The sequence below is a fragment of the Streptomyces sp. 3211.6 genome (assembly GCF_003634815.1).
GTDB lineage: Bacteria > Actinomycetota > Actinomycetes > Streptomycetales > Streptomycetaceae > Streptomyces > Streptomyces katrae_A.
Genome location: NZ_RBXC01000001.1, coordinates 536395 through 552846 on the forward strand (window position 1 = coordinate 536395; position 16452 = coordinate 552846).

The 16452-nt window shown below is 73.9% G+C and carries 15 protein-coding genes; 5 read left to right on the forward strand and 10 right to left on the reverse strand.

Translation table 11 applies throughout. From position 1 onward, the window contains the following. Positions 1 to 8 precede the first annotated feature (8 nt). Positions 9 to 1451, reverse strand: coding sequence for an Ig-like domain-containing protein (locus BX286_RS02745; RefSeq protein ID WP_121014447.1), 1443 nt, complete (start codon positions 1449 to 1451; stop codon positions 9 to 11). A gap of 176 nt (positions 1452 to 1627) precedes the next feature. Between BX286_RS02745 and BX286_RS02750 the strand changes: the two genes are divergently transcribed. Further along, positions 1628 to 2248 (forward strand): L-threonylcarbamoyladenylate synthase, encoded by a 621-nt coding sequence (locus BX286_RS02750; protein WP_079431086.1) that lies wholly within the window; start codon positions 1628 to 1630, stop codon positions 2246 to 2248. 42 nt (positions 2249 to 2290) lie between these two features. Here the strand turns inward: BX286_RS02750 and BX286_RS02755 are convergent, their stop codons facing one another. Continuing rightward, a complete protein-coding gene (locus BX286_RS02755) occupies positions 2291 to 2941 on the reverse strand; it encodes a MerR family transcriptional regulator (protein ID WP_079431085.1) in 651 nt (216 codons plus the stop codon). Positions 2942 to 3029: 88 nt separating this feature from the next. Between BX286_RS02755 and BX286_RS02760 the strand changes: the two genes are divergently transcribed. From BX286_RS02760 to BX286_RS02775, 4 genes are all read left to right on the forward strand, one after another. Beyond that, positions 3030 to 3548: a DUF4188 domain-containing protein gene (locus BX286_RS02760; RefSeq protein ID WP_187344068.1), complete on the forward strand. Its 519-nt coding sequence runs from the start codon at positions 3030 to 3032 to the stop codon at positions 3546 to 3548. Between the two features lie 8 nt (positions 3549 to 3556). Continuing rightward, positions 3557 to 4186: a hypothetical protein gene (locus tag BX286_RS02765; RefSeq protein ID WP_121014448.1), complete on the forward strand. Its 630-nt coding sequence runs from the start codon at positions 3557 to 3559 to the stop codon at positions 4184 to 4186. Positions 4187 to 4261: 75 nt separating this feature from the next. Beyond that, the gene (locus BX286_RS02770) at positions 4262 to 4495 is read left to right on the forward strand and encodes a DUF6296 family protein (RefSeq protein WP_079431082.1); all 234 of its coding nucleotides are present in this window, start codon (positions 4262 to 4264) and stop codon (positions 4493 to 4495) included. 140 nt (positions 4496 to 4635) lie between these two features. Next, positions 4636 to 5538: a carbonic anhydrase gene (locus BX286_RS02775; RefSeq protein WP_187344069.1), complete on the forward strand. Its 903-nt coding sequence runs from the start codon at positions 4636 to 4638 to the stop codon at positions 5536 to 5538. Positions 5539 to 5625: 87 nt separating this feature from the next. Here BX286_RS02775 and BX286_RS02780 read toward each other — a convergent pair whose 3' ends face one another. The 8 genes from BX286_RS02780 to BX286_RS02815 all read right to left on the reverse strand — a co-directional run bounded on the left by BX286_RS02780 (position 5626) and on the right by BX286_RS02815 (position 16433). Further along, entirely contained in the window at positions 5626 to 6894 is a 1269-nt protein-coding gene (locus BX286_RS02780) for an MFS transporter (RefSeq protein WP_079431081.1), read from the reverse strand. Next, entirely contained in the window at positions 6891 to 9449 is a 2559-nt protein-coding gene (locus tag BX286_RS37340; protein ID WP_261993321.1) for an ATP-grasp domain-containing protein, read from the reverse strand. Before BX286_RS37340 ends, BX286_RS02780 begins: the two co-directional genes overlap by 4 nt. A 97-nt stretch (positions 9450 to 9546) precedes the next feature. Continuing rightward, entirely contained in the window at positions 9547 to 10506 is a 960-nt protein-coding gene (locus tag BX286_RS02790) for a PLP-dependent cysteine synthase family protein (protein ID WP_079431080.1), read from the reverse strand. Positions 10507 to 10648: 142 nt separating this feature from the next. Next, on the reverse strand, positions 10649 to 11920 hold the full coding sequence (locus tag BX286_RS02795) for an SGNH/GDSL hydrolase family protein (protein ID WP_121014449.1): 1272 nt from the start codon (positions 11918 to 11920) through the stop codon (positions 10649 to 10651). A gap of 119 nt (positions 11921 to 12039) precedes the next feature. After that, on the reverse strand, positions 12040 to 12912 hold the full coding sequence (locus BX286_RS02800; RefSeq protein ID WP_121014450.1) for an RNA polymerase sigma-70 factor: 873 nt from the start codon (positions 12910 to 12912) through the stop codon (positions 12040 to 12042). 258 nt (positions 12913 to 13170) lie between these two features. After that, on the reverse strand, positions 13171 to 13929 hold the full coding sequence (locus tag BX286_RS02805; protein ID WP_100864000.1) for a carbonic anhydrase: 759 nt from the start codon (positions 13927 to 13929) through the stop codon (positions 13171 to 13173). 77 nt (positions 13930 to 14006) lie between these two features. Next, the gene (locus BX286_RS02810; protein WP_079431077.1) at positions 14007 to 14603 is read right to left on the reverse strand and encodes a HutD family protein; all 597 of its coding nucleotides are present in this window, start codon (positions 14601 to 14603) and stop codon (positions 14007 to 14009) included. Positions 14604 to 14657: 54 nt separating this feature from the next. Next, the gene (locus BX286_RS02815; protein WP_100862202.1) at positions 14658 to 16433 is read right to left on the reverse strand and encodes a glycosyl hydrolase family 18 protein; all 1776 of its coding nucleotides are present in this window, start codon (positions 16431 to 16433) and stop codon (positions 14658 to 14660) included. Positions 16434 to 16452 lie beyond the last annotated feature (19 nt).

Sequence of the window (16452 nt, forward strand, 5' to 3'; positions counted from 1 at the left end):
GGGTGGGGTCATGTCGTCGGGTCGAGCCGGGAGGCGGCGGCGTCCGTGCGGGGGGCGGGGTGGGCGGAGGCGGGGGCCAGGGCGCTGCCGGCCAGCCAGGTCCGCCAGTCCACGTTCCAGTCGCCGAAGCCGTTGTCGAAGGGGGACATCCGGTCGCCGCCGCTGTTGACCACCTCGACGATGTCCCCCTCGCGGACGGTCTCGTAGAACCAGGCGGCGTCCTCGGTGGACATGCCGGTGCAGCCGTGGCTGACGTTCTCCGCCCCCTGCGCCTCGACCGACCAGGGCGCGGCGTGCACGTACTCGCCGCTCCAGGTGACCCGGGTCGCGTAGAGGACGGGCAGGTCGTAGAACTCCTTGGTGCCCTTCTGGATCCCCACGGTGTCGCCGCGCATGCGGACCTTGGCCTCCTTGCCGAGGACGACCTTGATGCCGCTGCGGGTGAGGAAGCCGGCCTTGCCGGTGGTGACCGGGATGGTGCGGATGACGCGGCCGTTGCGGCGCACGGTCATCTCGTGGGCGGCGGAGTCCGTGACGGCCTCGATCCGGTCGGCGACGGTGAACTCCAGGGGCTCGGAGGGGCCCCCGTATCCCAGGTCGCCGAGTGCGACGCCGTCGAGTCCGCTGCGGACGCGGACGACGGTGTGGGCGGGCCAGTAGGTGCGGGGCCGGAAGTGCAGGGTCGCGTCGTCGACCCAGTGCCAGGCGCCCTCGACGTGGGGTTCGGAGGTGACCTGGAGGGCCTGTTCCACACGGGCGCGGAGCTCGGGGGCGCCGGCGGGCACGGGGTGGCTGAGTTCGGCGGTGACGATCTCCCCGGCCCCGTACGTGCCGGGGCGGGGGCCGAACTCGGCGGTGAGGCGGCCCCCTTCGGTGGCGGGGCGGGCGGTGCGGAAGGCGAGGGTCACGCCGACGGGGCGGCCCTCGCCGTCCTGGGCCCCGACCCGGACGGTGTAGGCCTCCCCCGCGCGCAGGGGCTCGGTGTTGTGCCAGCGACCGCTGTCCGGGGCGACCTCCCCGGCGAGCAGGCGGCCGTGTCCGTCGTGCACGGTCACGTCGGTGAGGCGGCCCGCCTCGGCGTGGGCGAGGGCGATCTCCAGCGGGCCGCCGGCGGCGGTGGGGAGCGTGCCGGTGCTGCCGAGGGCCGGGTTCCACAGGAGGTCCGCGGTGCCGTGGGCGGTGGCCCGTACCCGCTGCTCCCGCCACGTGCCGCACGGCCCGCTCGCGAAGGCGGGGGCGGCGCACCAGCGGGCGGCGGGGGCGGGGCCGCGGTCCAGGGCCCGGGCGTCCAGGGCCCGTCCGACCACGAGGGTGACGGCCGCGTCCCGCGCGGCGGGCGCGCCGGTGTCCCGCGGGGCGTCGGCGTCCGGGGTGCGGCCGGGTGCGGCGGCGACGGCGAGCAGGGCCCCCGTCACCGCGGCCGTCGTGGTCCACGCCTTCGTCCGCGACATAGCCACGCGGCCCTCCCAGTTGTCGTGCGTGCCGGATGGCAGCATCAAAGCGACCGGAAGCCGGACCGATGATCGTACGCTCGGTCCTGCGGCCGAACGGGCACCGCAAGTGAACCCGGACGGAGCAGGGGCGGGTGGAGCGGAACGGCCCCGTCCCCGTCCCGTAGGCTCGGCGGATGGCGAAGTACTTCGACGTGCACCCCGAGAATCCTCAGCGGCGCACCATCAGCGGCGTGGCCGACAGCATCCGCTCCGGCGCGCTCATCGCATATCCCACGGACTCCTGTTTCGCGCTGGGCTGCCAGCTGGGCAACCGGGAGGGCCTGGCGCGGATCCGGCAGATCCGCGAGCTCGACGACAAGCACCACTTCACGCTCGTGTGCCAGAACTTCGCGCAGCTGGGGCAGTTCGTGCACGTGGACAACGACGTGTTCCGCGCGATCAAGGCCTCGACCCCGGGTCCCTACACCTTCATCCTCAAGGCCACCTCGGAGGTGCCGCGCCAGTTGCAGCACCCGAAGAAGAAGACGGTCGGTGTGCGGATCCCCGAGCACCTGGTGACCCAGGCGCTGCTGGAGGAACTGGGTGAGCCGCTGCTCTCCAGCACCCTGCTGCTGCCCGGCGAGGACGAGCCGATGACCCAGGGCTGGGAGATCAAGGAGCGGCTCGACCACGTGGTGGACGCCGTGGTGGACTCCGGGGACTGCGGGACCCGGCCGACCACCGTCATCGACTTCTCCAGCGGGGAGGCCGAGATCGTCCGCAGGGGTGCGGGCGACACCTCCCGCTTCGAGTAGCCAGGCAGCGGCCCGGCGGCCGGGCTCCGGGCCCGGCTCCCCTCAGGTGATCCCGTAGCGGCGGACCGTCTCCTCCTGCTGGGCGATGCGGTGCATGGCCCGGAGGATCGGTTCGAGGAGGATGGTGGCGGCGACGGCCGCCTCCACCTGCTCGGTGTCGGAGGGGTAGGTCTCCGTGAAGTCCAGGTCGTGGACGGCGACCTGGTGCATCATCCGGGCGTAGGGGGTCATCATCTCCGCGTCCCACGGATAGCCCAGCCTGATCAGCGAGGCGACGGCCTCGACCAGAGACCTGTGGTCGGGGTTGAGGGGGGCCAGTTCACGGGCGCTCTCCCAGCCCACGTCGTCCAGCAGCCGGTCCACCTCCCGCCGCGCCGTGGCCAGGGCCTCGTCCTCCTCCCCGGCGTCCGGCGCGGACGGGTGCGGCAGCGCCCAATGGGCCGCGCCCAGGCGGATCGTGCGGCCCAGGGAGTCGTCGTCCACGTGCTTGAGCACCTCCCGCGCCGCCGCCACCGAGAGCCCGCCGACCTGGAGCAGGGTGCGGACCAGGCGCAGCCGGCGCAGGTGGGCCTCCTCGTATTCGGCGGTGGTGGCGCTGATCCGTCTGCCGGGCGGCAACAGGCCTTCGCGCAGGTAGTACTTGATGGTCGCGGTGGAGACGCCACTGCGCTCGCTCAGCTCTGACAGCCGCATCCCTTGCGCCTTTCCTCGGATAGCGTCACTATCTCATCAGGCCCTGTTGGACAGCGACGCTATCCAACCCCAGACATCCGGAGGCCCCGTGTTCGCCAAGCCGGTTCCGGGCCGCGCCACGGCAGCCCTCGAGGGTGACGCCGTGGTCCTGCTCATCGGGATGCGCATCAACCGCTTCTGGGCCGTGCACTCCTGGCTGCCCCTGTTCACCGGCATGCCGCGGATGCTGCGCGAGCTGAAGAGGGACCGGGCCCGCGGACTGCTGAACCACGTGCTGCTGACGGCCTCGCCGCGCACGTACTACGTGGTCCAGTACTGGGAGTCCAAGGAGAAGCTCTACGCCTACGCGGCGGCGCCGGACGCGCTGCACCACCGGATGTGGGCGGCCGTCAACCGCAAGGACCGGGCCGGGAAGATGCGCCGGCACGTGGGCCTCTGGCACGAGACGTACGTCGTGCCCCAGGGCTCGTACGAGGCGATCTACTTCGACATGCCGCCCTTCGGGCTGGCGGCGGCCACGGGGGTGCTGCCGCTGGAGCAGCGGGGGCGCCGCGCCGCCGACCGCTTCGCCTACCGTCCGGCGGCGGCGGACGCACCGAAGCGATAGGGAGAACCATGTTCCAGCAGGGCAGTACCCGCAGCACCGCCGTACGGCGGGCCGGCCTCGTGGCGGCGCTCGGACTGAGCCTCGCGCTCGTGACCGCGTGCGACGGGAAGGGCGGGGCGTCCGGGGCGTCCTCCTCGTCGAAGGACAGGAGCGGGTCGTGGCAGGCCGGCGACTGCGGCGGCCCCGACCCCAAGCAGACGCCGGACGGCTACCGGGCGCTGGGCTGCGACGACCCCGGCGCCACCTTCAAGGCGCTGGAGGTCACCTCGGCCGGGATCCTCCCCGGCTCGGTCCAGTGCCCGGCCGGGACGGACCTGATGATTCGGGTGTCCGTGTCGTACGGGTCCTCCAAGGACGGGTCCAAGGGCGGCGGGATCCCCACCCACACCGTCTGCGGCCGCAACCTCTCCGGCGACCACCCCGGGGACGCGGGGGCCGGCGGCGGGCAGCTCGTGAAGGGCGACTGCGTCTCCTCCTCCGCGCAGGAGGTGGCCTGCGCGACCGCCGGGCACGACGCCTTCAAGGTGCTCGACCTGGTCAAGGAGAAGGAGCAGTGCCCGGCGGGCACCAGCGAGCCGATGGAGCTGACCCTCTCGATCGGGCGCCCGTACGACGTGATCTGCACGGCGCCCGTGTAGGGCGTGCCGCCGGGCCCGGCAAAGAGGGGGCAAAGCCGGAAGGCGGGCCGGGCGGGGGCGGCCCACGATGGAGACATGAGCACGGGACGCTACGAGCTGACGTTCCCCGGCGGCGCCGGGACGGGCGAGGACACCGTGGTCGTGGACCGCACCGAGGCGACCGGGCCCGGCGGGCACCCGGTGTACGCCGACGCCACGGGCATCGTCCGCGCGGAGATCAGCGACCGGGGCGAGGTCCGCATGCTGGCCACGGGCGGGCACCAGGCCCCCTCCCAGTCCGTGACGGCGCGCCCCGTACCCGGCTCCTGACCGCGCCTTCCCGGGTGTGGGCCGACGGTGCGAAACCCGGCCGCTCCCCCTCGCGCCTGCGGCCGCCACGCCCGCGCCCCGTCCGATAGTCGCCTGGGCCCCCGTACAGGGGCCCGTTCGGCGACCCCGGAGGGACAGCGATGGACAGCGCAGGACTGCCGCGCCGCACGGCCCTGCTGGCCGGCGGGCTGGCGGCGTTCGCCGTGGGCACGCTCTCGGCCTGCACGGCGACGGCCACCACCCCGTCCGGCGGTGTCAGGGGCCGCCCCGAGCCCGCCGCACCCAACCCCACGGCGAGCACGCCGGCCGCAGCCTACGCACGGCTGATGGAGGGCAACAAGCGGTGGGTGGACGGCAACCTCCAGCACCCCGACCGGGACCCGACGCGCCGTCAGCTGGTGGCCCAGAGCCAGACGCCGTTCGCGGTGGTCCTGTCCTGCATCGACTCCCGGGTGGCGCCGGAGCTGCTGTTCGACACCGGGCTCGGTGACATCTACGTCCTGCGCACCGGCGGGCAGGCCGTCGGCCCGGTGGTCACGGGCTCCGTGGAGTACGGGCCGATGACCTCCGCCACCCCGCTGGTCCTCGTACTCGGCCACCAGCGCTGCGGGGCGATCGACGCCGCGTACAAGTCGGCACGCGACGGGAAGCCCCTGCCGGGGAACCTGGAGGCGATCGCCAAGGCCCTGCGTCCGGCGTACGAACAGGCGGTCAGGGAGGGCGGCCCTGACCCGGTGGACCGGATGGTCCGCGCCCAGGTCCGGCTGACCGCCGACGAGCTGCGCGCCAATGCCGACCTCGCTCCCCTGGTCCGCAAGGGCTCCCTGTCGGTGGTCGGCGGCTACTACTCGCTCGACACCGGCGCGGTGGAGATCCTGACGGGCGCCCCGCCGGGCGGCACGGCCAGCACCACCCCGGAGCCCTCCGGGACGCCCGCCGGCACCCTGACGCCCTCCGCGGCCCCGGCCCCCAGCGGCAGCGCGACGCCCTCCGGGACCGGCCTGCCGACGGAGAAGCCCCTGCCCACCGGCCTCCCCTCCTGAGCGGCTCCGCCGCCGGGAACGCCACAGCCCCCTGCCGGGCCGCGGGAACGCGGTCCGGCAGGGGGCTGACCGGGCACACCGGCGGCCTCAGGCCGGCTGCGCCCGCGCCGGCTCGGCCGGGGCGCTCTGCACCGGCTTCGGGGCCGGGTAGACCGCCTCCCGCGGCAGCCTGGGCTCCAGGCGCAGCACGCCCAGGGCCGAGACCGTCGCGCCCACCGCGAGGACCAGCCACATCGCCGTCGGCGACAGGGTGAGCAGGGCCGTGAGGACGGCCGGGGCCAGCGCGCTGGGCACCGCCCAGGAGAGCTGGTAGACGGCCAGGTGGCGGCCCCGCGTCTCCTCGGGCGCGGCCTGCGCGCACAGCGCCGAGGCCGTGGCGCCGTGCAGCAGCTCGCCCGCCGTGAACAGGACCGTCGCGGCGAAGATGCCGACCAGGATGACGGAGTTGTCGCCCACGGCGGCGAGGGTGGCGAAGACCACGAACGAGGCCGCGAACACGGCCGCGCCCAGGGCCACCGCACGGGAGCGGCGGAAGGCGACGAGCGCCCGGGTGACCGGGATCTGCAACAGCGCGATCCCGACCGTGTTGACGGCGTACAGGACACCGACCAGCGAGGTGGACGCCCCCAGGTCCTGGGTGACGTACGCCGGGATGCCGACGGCGAGCACCGTGTAGCCGAACGCGGTCGGCACGTTGAGCAGGGTCAGGGCCAGGAAGGGCCGGTTGCGCGCCACCAGCCGGTAGCCGCCCTTGCGGGAGACCCGGGTGGCCGCCGCGCCGGGGGCCGTCCGCGGGATCGGGATGGACCCGAAGCAGACGGCCGCCAGCACGTATCCGGCCGCGGTGCAGAACACGATCACGTAGTAGAACGCGTCGCTTCCCAGGGCCAGGACCCCGCCCGCGATCAGACCGCCCACGCCCAGGCCGGCGTTGCGCAGGCTGCGCTGCGCGGCGAGCAGCTTGTCCCGCTCCGTGCCCTTGACGAACTCGGCGATGAACGACTGGATGGCCGGCGGGAACGAGGTGTCGCCCAGGGCCACCAGCAGGATCACGCAGAACATCGTGTAGCCGTTGTCCACCAGCGGGTACGTGCAGAAGCCCGCGGCCCGCAGCAGGTACCCGCCGGTGACGACGGCCTTGGCGCCGAACCGGTCGATGAGGACGCCCGCCGCCGGGTTGCTGATCAGGCCGATCACGGCGGCGGCCGTCATCAGGGTGCCCACCTGGGTCAGCGGCAGCCCCGTCACGTGGTGGAAGTACAGCAGCGACAGCGGCAGGTACATGCCGGCGCCGGTGGCGTCGACGACCATGCCCAGCATGTAGCGCGTCTTCGCCGACAGGCGGCCCCCCGTCATGACGCGTCCCCGATCACGCTGTGTTCGCGCACCCACTCGCCGAGCTCGCGCAGCCGGCGCTCGCACTCCGTGCGGTTGGGCGCGTTGCCGACGGCGGCGGCCAGGAAGTCGGAGGAGCCGGAGGCCGGGGCGATGACCTGGCCCTCCTCGGCGTAGAGCCAGAACCCGTCGAGCCAGGGCTCGTCGGGGACCGCGGGCAGCTCGCGCACCAGACCGGGCCGCTTCATCATCAGCAGCTGGCCCGCCATGTGGCGCGGCCTCGGCAGCCCGGCCGGGTCGTCGCCCTTGCGTACGGCCTCATGGAGCGGGTGACCGGCCTCGGCGCGGACGGCGTACTCGCCGATGTGCACCCCGAACAGGCTGTGGAAGACCTCGCGGATCTTGGCGCCGCCGGGGCGGCAGGCGATCTCGCACAGCACCAGACGGTCGTCGGGGGTGAGGAAGACCTCCATGTGGAAGGCGTGGTCGCGCAGCCGGGAACCCTCGGGGGCCAGGGCGGCCAGGACCCGCTCGGCGAGGTCGAGCAGGCGCGGGGTGACCGGGTCGTCCTCGTCGAGGGTGAGGTCGATGCGCGGGCCGGGGTCGGAGGCGAAGGAGGACAGGTCGTACTGGTACTGCGAGGGCCAGGCCATCGCGACGCGGCCGTCGCGCACCACGCCGTCGACGTGGCACATGCGGCCCGGGACGAAGCCCTCCAGCAGGACGTCGTCGCGCTCGCCGGCCGCGTACACCTCGCCCAGGGTCTCCTCGAAGGAGGCCTCGTCGTGGAGGATGCGCAGGCCGATCGCGTTGAAGCCGCTGCGCTCCTTGAAGACCAGGGGGAAGCCCTCGGCTTCGGCGAAGGTGCGGGCCTCGTCGGCGGTGCGGGGCTGGACCCAGGCGGCGACCTCGATGCCCGAGGCCTGGGCGCGGGTCTTCATCAGCGCCTTGTCGCGGAAGGGCTTGACGTCGTCCTTCCAGGGGCCGCGCAGCCCGAGGCGCTGGCGCAGCCGGGCGGCGAGGTCCATGTCGCCCTCGTGCAGGGCGGCCACGCCGGTGATGCGGTGCTCCGCCATGAGTTCGAGGGCGCGGGCCTCGAACTCCGGGGCGTCGAAGTCCTCGTGGATCTCCAGGCGGGTGTAGCCGAGGTTGCCGTCGGGGACCCTCTCGCCGGCGAGCTCGATCTTCTCGCGGTTGGCGAGGACCACGATGTCGCCGGTGTGGTCCGGGAGCCAGGATCGGTACGGGAACGGCTCCAGCGGGTTGCGGTGGATGATCAGCAGGTTCTCGCGGGGGGCGATCTCGGAGGGCTGCGCGAGGACGGTGGCGCCGTCGGGGTGGGCCAGGGTGATGCGGATGTGCTCGCGGATCACCTCGGCGCCGCGGCGGATCGCCGCCGTGGTGTCCTCGGCGGCGACGGCGATCAGGCCGAGCCGGTCCCAGTTGTCGGTGAGCACGCGCACGCCGTCGCCGGGCTTGGCGCCGACGGTGACGGAGATGACCCCCTCGGCGGCGCGGGCCTCGTCCAGGCCGGCGACGGACTCCACGGTGGTGCCCGGGGTGCCGACCAGGGCGCGCACGGCGGCGCCGCCGTGCGCCTGCGGCCGGTCGGGCAGCTCCTCGACCAGGCCGAAGGGGTGGCCGACGGCGAGGGTGACCAGGTCGACGCCGAAGGCGCTGCGCACCAGTTCGGGGATGGAGTCGCCGCCGATGCGGTTGTGGCCCTCGATGACGCGCGGGCCCTTGGCGGTGAGGCGGACCTCGGTGTGGCAGACGCCGTCGCGCATGCCCATCACGTCGAGGAAGCCGCGTATGCCCTCGCGTATCGCCGCGTCGTCGGCCTCGGAGAGCCGGGCCGGGACCGCGTGGCCCAGCTCGGCGAAGTGGCCGTCCGAGGTGAACTTCTCGGTGATGGTGACGATCACGTGGCGGCCGGCGAAGCTGAAGGACTCGACGCTGAACTCGGGGCCGTCGAGGAACTCCTCCATGAGGAAGTCCTTGAGGACGAAGAGGGAGGAGACCCGGTCGGTGCGGGTGCCGGAGAGCCGGGTGACCTCGTCCCAGACCCGGTCGGCGTCCTCGGGGCCCGCCACCCGCATGACGCCGATGCTCGCGGTGGCGTCGACGGGCTTGACGATGAAGGGGAAGCCGTAGGAGGCGCCGAAGGCGTCCAGGTCCTCACGGGTCTTCAGGGAGCGGGCGCCCACCGCGTGGTCCGGGTCGTGCTCGGCGACGTAGCGGCGCATGGCGGCCTTGTCCCGGATGCGGGCGGTGACCTCGTAGCCGGTGCCCCCGAGCCCGTAGAGGTCGTTGATCCGGCCCGCGTTCTCCAGTCCCGGCTCGGTGAGGGAGACGGCCGCGGCGAAGCCGGGGCTCTCGTGCCAGGCCCGCACCAGGGGCTCGACCAGGGACCACTCGGTGAAGTCGACGACCTCCACGGCCGCGGCGAGGCGGTTCTGCAGCTCGCTCACCTTGGTCGGGTGCTGAAGGAGCAGCACGTTCAGCCCCAGGTCGTGGGCCTTCTGCACGGTCTCGTCGGTTCCACCGACGAGCAGCAGGGTGCGCTCGGGGTTCATTCGCTCTCTTCTCCCCCTGCGGCGGCAGGGAATTTCGGGCTCGTACTCGGGCGGGCGTCGGGGTGCGGACGGTGGGGGGCGGGGCCCGGTCGGCCGTTCAGGGCCGGCCGGCGGTGTGGTCTTCCGGCCACCAGCTGAGGTAGCGCTCGCCGCTGTCGGCGAACACGGTCGCCACGACCGCGTCCGACAGGTCGTGCCGGCGGGCGAGTTCGAGGCAGCCGTACGCGGCGGCGCCCGCGGAGATCCCGACGAGGAGCCCCGTGCGGGCGGCGAGGGCACGCGTGGTGGCGGCGGCGTCCGCGTCGTCGACGGCGATCACCTCGTCGATGAGGTGGACATCGGTGACGGGGCTGATGAAACCGCCGTTGAGGCCGGGGATGCGGTGCGGGCCGGGCGCGCCGCCGGAGAGCAGCGCGGAGCCGGCGGGCTCGACGGCGACCACCTTCAGGGCGGGGTTGCACTCGCGGAGGTAGCGTGCGATGCCGGTGAGGGTGCCGCCGGTGCCGACCCCGCACACCAGGTAGTCGACCTGGCCGCCGGAGTCGCGCCAGATCTCGGGCCCGGTCGTCTCGTAGTGGGCGCGCACGTTGTCGGGGTTCTCGTGCTGGCGCGCGTACCAGGAGCCGGGCATCTGCGCGTGCAGCTCCTCGGCGCGCTCGACGCAGGCGCGGAAGCCGAGGGTGTGGTCGGTGAACTCGACGTCGGCGCCCAGCATGCGCAGGGTCAGCACCCGCTCGCTGGAGGCGTTGGAGGGCAGGACGATCAGACACCGGTAGCCGCGGGAGGCGGAGAGCGCGGCGAGGGCGATGCCGGTGTTGCCGGAGGTCGACTCGATGACGGTGGCACCGGGCACCAGCGCGCCGGACTCCTCGGCGGCCCGCAGCATGAAGAGGGCGGCCCGGTCCTTGATGCTGGACAGCGGGTTGGCGGCCTCCAGCTTGGCGAGGACCCGGGCGGTGGCGGGCAGACCGTCGAGCTGGAGCCGCAGGAGCGGGGTGTCGCCTACGAGGTCCTCGAAGGATGCCGCGATGCGGCGGGTGGTGAGCGCGTTGTCCACGTGCCTCCCCCTTTGGTGCTGGACGTGCGGGCGGTCCTTCGAAAAGTAGCCAGCTGCGGTGGTGCGCGATTGGTGCCCGGCTCGCGGGGGGCTTGAGTCTCGCTCGCGCACCACCCGCGGTGGTGACCGGCCTGCCCCTGCCCTAGAGGGCGTTGAGGTCGACGGCCTCGGCCATCGCCCGGTAGCCGGCGTCGTTGAGGTGGAGGCGGTCGGCGAAGGCGAAGTCGGCCTTGAGCTTCTCCGGGTGCTCCGGGTCGGCCACCGCGCGGTCGAAGTCCACGACGGCGTCGTAGGCTCCGCTGGTGCGGATCCACTGGTTGACCTCGGCCCGCACCTGCTCGCCCTGCGCGGTCCAGTAGGCGGAGTCCCCGTAGGGCGGGACCGTGCCGCCGATGATCCTCACGCCGCGGGCGTGGGCCTCGCGGATCAGCTCGCGGTATCCGGCGATGATCTGCTGGGCGGTGACCCGGGGGCCGGTGGTGCAGCGGTCCTGGACCCCGTCGGGCTGGACGATGTCGTTGGTGCCCTCCAGGACGATCACGGCGGCGGTGTCGGGGCGGCCGAGGGCGTCGCGGCGGAAGCGGTTCAGGGCGCTCTCGCCGAAGCAGGGCGAGTCGGTGAGCACCTTGTTGCCGCCGATGCCCGCGTTGAGCACCGGCCGCGCGGCCCCCTGGGCGGCGAGGCGTCCGGCGAGGGCGTCGGAGTAGCGGCGGTCGGCACCGGGGGTGGCGCCGAAGCCGTCCGAGAGGGAGTCCCCGAAGGTGACGACCGCGCTGCGGCGCGGTCCGGGGGCGGCCGGGTCCAGCACGTCGATCCCGGCCAGGTAGTACCAGGAGAAGCTCTGGTCGCCCGCGCCCGAGAAGGCGTCCGCGGCGGAGTCGCGCAGGTGGTTGCCGGCGGCCCGGAAGGAGGTGGCCATGGCGACGTTGTGGAAGGTGGCGGGGCCGGTCGGGCCCTGGAAGTACAGGGTGACGGTGAGCTGTTCGAAGGCCTGGACGGGCAGGGCGACGGCGTCGCTGGACCGCTCCGCGCCGGCCGGGAGGGTCACCGAGCCCGCGCCCCCGAAACGCAGCGTGCGGACGGTCTCCGGCCGGACGGCGGCGCCCCCGGCGCTCTTGGCGACGGTCGCGCCGGTCAGCCGCAGCGGGGTCTTGCCGTAGGCGTTGGAGAGCCGGACGCGCAGCTCGCCGCCCTGGGCCCCGGCCCGGATCACCTGGCGCACCGACTGGTCGGCGAAGCCCTCCTCGGACCAGTTGGGGAACCAGTCGGTGTGGGTGGGGGCCTGCGGGGAGGTACCCCAGGCGCTGTGCCAGGGGCTGCCGTACGCGGCTGCGGCGGGGGTGGCGGTGGTGGCGGCCGCGGCCAGGAGGGCGGCGGCGAGCGGGGCGGCGAGAGCGGTCTTGTTCTTGTTCACACCACCCTGACGCGGTCCGGCCCGCGGATGTGACAGGAGGGACGGAGTTTTTTCCGGCCGACCGAGCCCGGCCCGGCCCGGCCCGGCCTGGGCAGGGCAGGGCAGGGCAGGGCGGTCCTTCAGCGGCGCAGGCCCGCGAGCTTGTCCGGGTTGACCTGGATGCGGAGGTTGCGGACCAGGCCGTTCTCCAGGTCGTAGGTGAGCGCGGCGGTCGGGGCGCCGTCCAGCTCCGCGAGGACGCCGAGCTCCCCGTTGATCAGGGCGGGGGTGATGGTGACCCCGGCGTTGGCGGGCCTGGCGAGCACGCCGAAGAGCCAGCGGGCCACGTGGTCGGGCCCGTACAGCGGGCGGCGGGCGGCACTGACCTTGCCGCCGCCGTCCGACCAGGCGGTCACGTCGGGGGCGAGCATCTCCAGGACGGCGTTGATGTCGCCCCCGGCGCAGGCGGTCAGGAAGCGGTCCGTGACGCGCTCGCGCTCCGCGGCGTCGGTGTCGAAGCGCGGCCGCCGGGCGGCGATGTGCTTGCGCGCACGGGAGGAGATCTGCCGGACGGCAGGCTCCTCGCGGTCGAGGAAGCCGGCGATCTCCGCGTGCGAGAAGCCGAAGACCTCGCGCAGCACGAACACCGCCCGTTCCAGGGGCGAGAGCGTCTCCAGGACGACCAGCATCGCCATGGAGACGCTTTCGGCGAGCTCCCGGTCCTGCGCCACGTCGGGCGAGGTGAGCAGGGGCTCCGGGAGCCAGGGGCCGATGTACTCCTCCCGGGTGGCACGGGCGGAGGTGAGGCGGTTCAGGGAGAGGTTGGTGACCGTGCGCACGAGGTACGCCTTGGGGTGGCGCACCTCCGAGCGGTCGGCCTTGTTCCAGCTCAGCCAGGCGTCCTGGACGATGTCCTCGGCGTCGCTGACGGTACCGAGCATGCGGTAGGCGGTGGCGAAGAGCAGCCTTCGGTGCTCGTCGAAGGGGTCCGTCTCGGATTCGGTCGTGATCACCGTTCGATTCTGCCCGGGGTGCGGTGCCCGTATCTCCCCGGGGCCGCCGGGCGGTGGGGAGTTGGGGCTAGGTCGTCTCTTTCGGATCTTGCCGGTTAAGCCCGCGTCGGTCGGTGCCGTGCATCGGCGCCTTGGCGGGGCGCCGCCGTACTGGACGTACTTGGTGCCCCGCCAAGGCTGGGGGCACCTCCCAGCGGTAGCTGGGGGAGAGGTGCGGTGCCGGGCGGCGCGGGCCAGGCGAGATCCGGAAGAGACGGCCTAGACCAGGGTGCGTACTCGCTGGTCGCGGAGGTCGTAGCGGGCGGCGGCCACGACGAGTCGGCCGGCGGAGACCGCGCGGGCCAGGTCGGGTTCGGCGGCGAGCCGGTCGCGGGTGCGGCGGGCGTGGGCGTCGATGGTGGCGGCGACGCGGGCGTCGCCCTGCTGTGCGTGGTCGATGGACGGGCGTATCTGGTCGGCCAGGTACTGGATGTGGGCGGGGAGCCGGCCGCCCGTCTCGTCGGCGTGGACGGCCGCGCCGACGGCACCGCAGGACTGGTGGCCGAGGACCAGGACCAGGGGGACGGCCAGTTCCAGCACCCCGTAGGCGATGCTGCCGAGCACGGCCTCGTCCAGTACCTCGCCGGCCGAGCGGACGGTCAGCAGGTCGCCGAGCCCCTGGTCGAAGACGAGCTCGGGCGGGACGCGGGAGTCCACGCAGCCGAGGACGACGGCGAAGGGGTGCTGCCCGGTGGCGAGCCGCAGCCGGGTCGACGGCGACTCGTGCGGGTGCTCCTCGCGGAGGGTGCGCCAGCGCCGGTTGCCGGCCTCCAGTTCGCGCAGGGCCTGCCGGGGTGTGGTGGGGCGGCCGGCGGTGCCCGGCGACGGGGCGGCGGAGGCGGGGAAGGCGGGGCCGAGGGCGAGGACGGATCCGGCGGCGGCCGTACCGGCGACGGCGGTGCGCAGCAGGGCGCGCCGGCTGGGCGCGGCCCCGTCGCGCATCGGATTCACGTTCGGCGCGTGCGTGTTCGACGACATGCGCGCCAGCATGGCGCTTTACCGGCCCTTGACCCAAGCGTGCGGGAACGGTTGTCCGAAACACCCCTGTCACCGGCTCAATCGCCCGTGCCGGACGTCCGCAGTGCGACGACGGCCGTCCGGCCTGCGGTGCGGACCCGGCACGGCTCCGGCGGGGCTTGCAGCAAGACGGCGTCGTACGGGCCGAGTTCGACGGGCCCCTCCGGGTGGTCGAGCCGGGCCGGGCCGTCCAGGGCGACGACCAGGAGCGTGGTGCCCGGCGGGGCGGAGAGGGGGAGCACGCCCCGGACGACGGCGGTGTGCGCCTCGACGCGGCCGCGCCGGTACATCACGTTGAAGTTCACCACGGGACCGCCCAGCAGCCGGCAGCCGGTCGGCTCGTCCCCGGGGAAGTCGCAGGGCGCGTACCGCTCGTCCACGCGCCGGGGTGCGCCGGCGACCGTGAGGTCCATGCCGGCGCCCTCGGCGAGGGTGAGGGTGCGGTCGACTCCCGGGAACTGCGAGAAGGGTCCGTCGGCGGCGACTTCGGCGAGGCTGACCCGCCAGCCGAAGTCCTCCGTCCCGGCGCCCTCGGGCGCGGCCGCGATCTCGCGGGTGACCCCGCCGCCGTTCTTCCAGGGCACCGCGCTGCGGTCGGCGGCGCGCAGGATCCGGAGGACGGCGGGGCCGGGCATGCGGGGGTTTCCTTCCCTCGGTGGACCGGTACGGAGCCGGGCGGTGGGCCGAGCCTAACCCGCCTGGTTCACGGCGAAGTCGTCGCCGCGGACGGGGCCCTGCGCGTACCAGCCGTGGAGGTAGACCGTGACGGTTCCGGAGGCGCCGGTGGTGAAGGGCACCGTCAGCTTGGTCCAGCCGGTGGCGCTGGTCCACGTGCTGGCGTTGGCCCCGCCCCGGACGCCCAGGTAGGCGTAGCTGCCCTGGACCCAGCCGCTGAGGGCGTAGGCGGTGTTGGGGGCCAGGGTGAGGGTCTGGGCGCATTCGCCGGTGTGGGCGGAGTCGGGGTTGCCCTGGAGGGCGTACGTGCCCGCGTGGACCGGGGCCGTCACGACCGCGCCGCCGTTCTCGCAGGTCCAGGGGGCCAGGGAGCCGCTCTCGAAGCCGCCGTTGACGAGGGCGCCGCTGCCGCCGCCCGGGCCGGAGACGGTGAGGGTGAAGGCGGCGCCGTGGCTGGTCTTCCCGGCGGCGGTGACGGTGAGCGGGTAGGTGCCGGGTGCGGCGGTGGCCGAGGCGGCGACCGTGAGCTTCGCGGTGGCCCCGGCGGTGACCGAGTCGGGGGTGAGGGTGGCGGTGACGCCGGCGGGGGCCCCGGAGACGGTCAGCGCGAGGGGCTGGGCCGCACCGGAGGTCACCTGGGTGGAGACGGTGGCGGTGGCGGTCCCGCCGGGGGCGACGGAGGCGGAGCCGGGGGCCACGGAGACCGAGAAGTCGTCGGCGGCCGGTCCGCCGCCGCCGGTGAACGGGGCGAAGGTACGGGTGAAGTACCAGGGGTCCTGGGCGATGCCGGAGCAGGTGTCGGAGCCGCCGGTGCCGGGGCAGCCGCCGTTGTCGCGCTGGAGGGCCCAGAAGGAGAGGGTGTTGATGCCCTTGGACACCGCCCAGTCGTAGACGGCGGTGGCGTTGGCGGTGGTGAAGGTCTCGGCGGGGCCGTAGTCGTCGATGCCCGGCATCTCGGTGACCCCGATCATGCCCCACAGCTGCGCGGGGGTCCGGTCCGGGTAGAGGGCGGCCAGCTGGTCGTGGAGGCCGGTGGCGGCGGTGCGGGTGTCGGCGGCCATGTCGTGGGCGGCGCCGTCGTAGTAGTCGAAGGTCATCAGGTTGACCACGTCGACCCTGGCCCCGGCGGCCTTGGCGCTCTTGAGGACGGCCAGTCCGCTGCTCGCGAGTCCGCTCGTGGTGGTGGGGAGGGTGTAGGAGATCTGGAGGGGGCGGCCGGAGGCGGCGGCCCAGTCCTGCAGCTTCTTGATCGCTTGGTTGCGGCGGTCGACGGCCGCCTTGTCGGTCAGGGACTTGTCCTCGATGTCCATGTCGAGGCGGCTGACGTCATAGGTGGTGACGAGCTTCTGGTAGGCGGCGGCGATCGAGTCGACGCTGGTGCAGCTGTCGGCGATCTCGGTGCCCCCGCTGTCGGCCGCGTAGCCGCCGAAGGAGGGGATGACGTCGCCGCCGCGCGCGCGGATCGCGGCGAAGTCGGCGCCGAAGACGGAGTCGGCGACGGGCTGCTGGGTGGAGCCGTTCCAGTACGGGGTGCAGGAGCCCTTGGCCTCGGTCTGGACGAAGGCCATCGTCAGGTACTTCGCACCGGACTTCTGCGCGAGGTCGGCGGGGCTGTCGGAGGAGTACGCCTCGAAGTAGGGGGCGAAGACGTGCGCGGGCAGTGGGGTGGCCGCGCGGGGAGTGGCCGCCTGGGCGGGCCCGGCGCCGGCGGCGGCTAGCAGTCCGGCGGCGGTGGCGAGGGTGGCGCAGGCCGCGCTTAAGCGGCGGAGGGCATGCTGACGCAGTCTCAACGAAGGCTCCCGGTGGGGC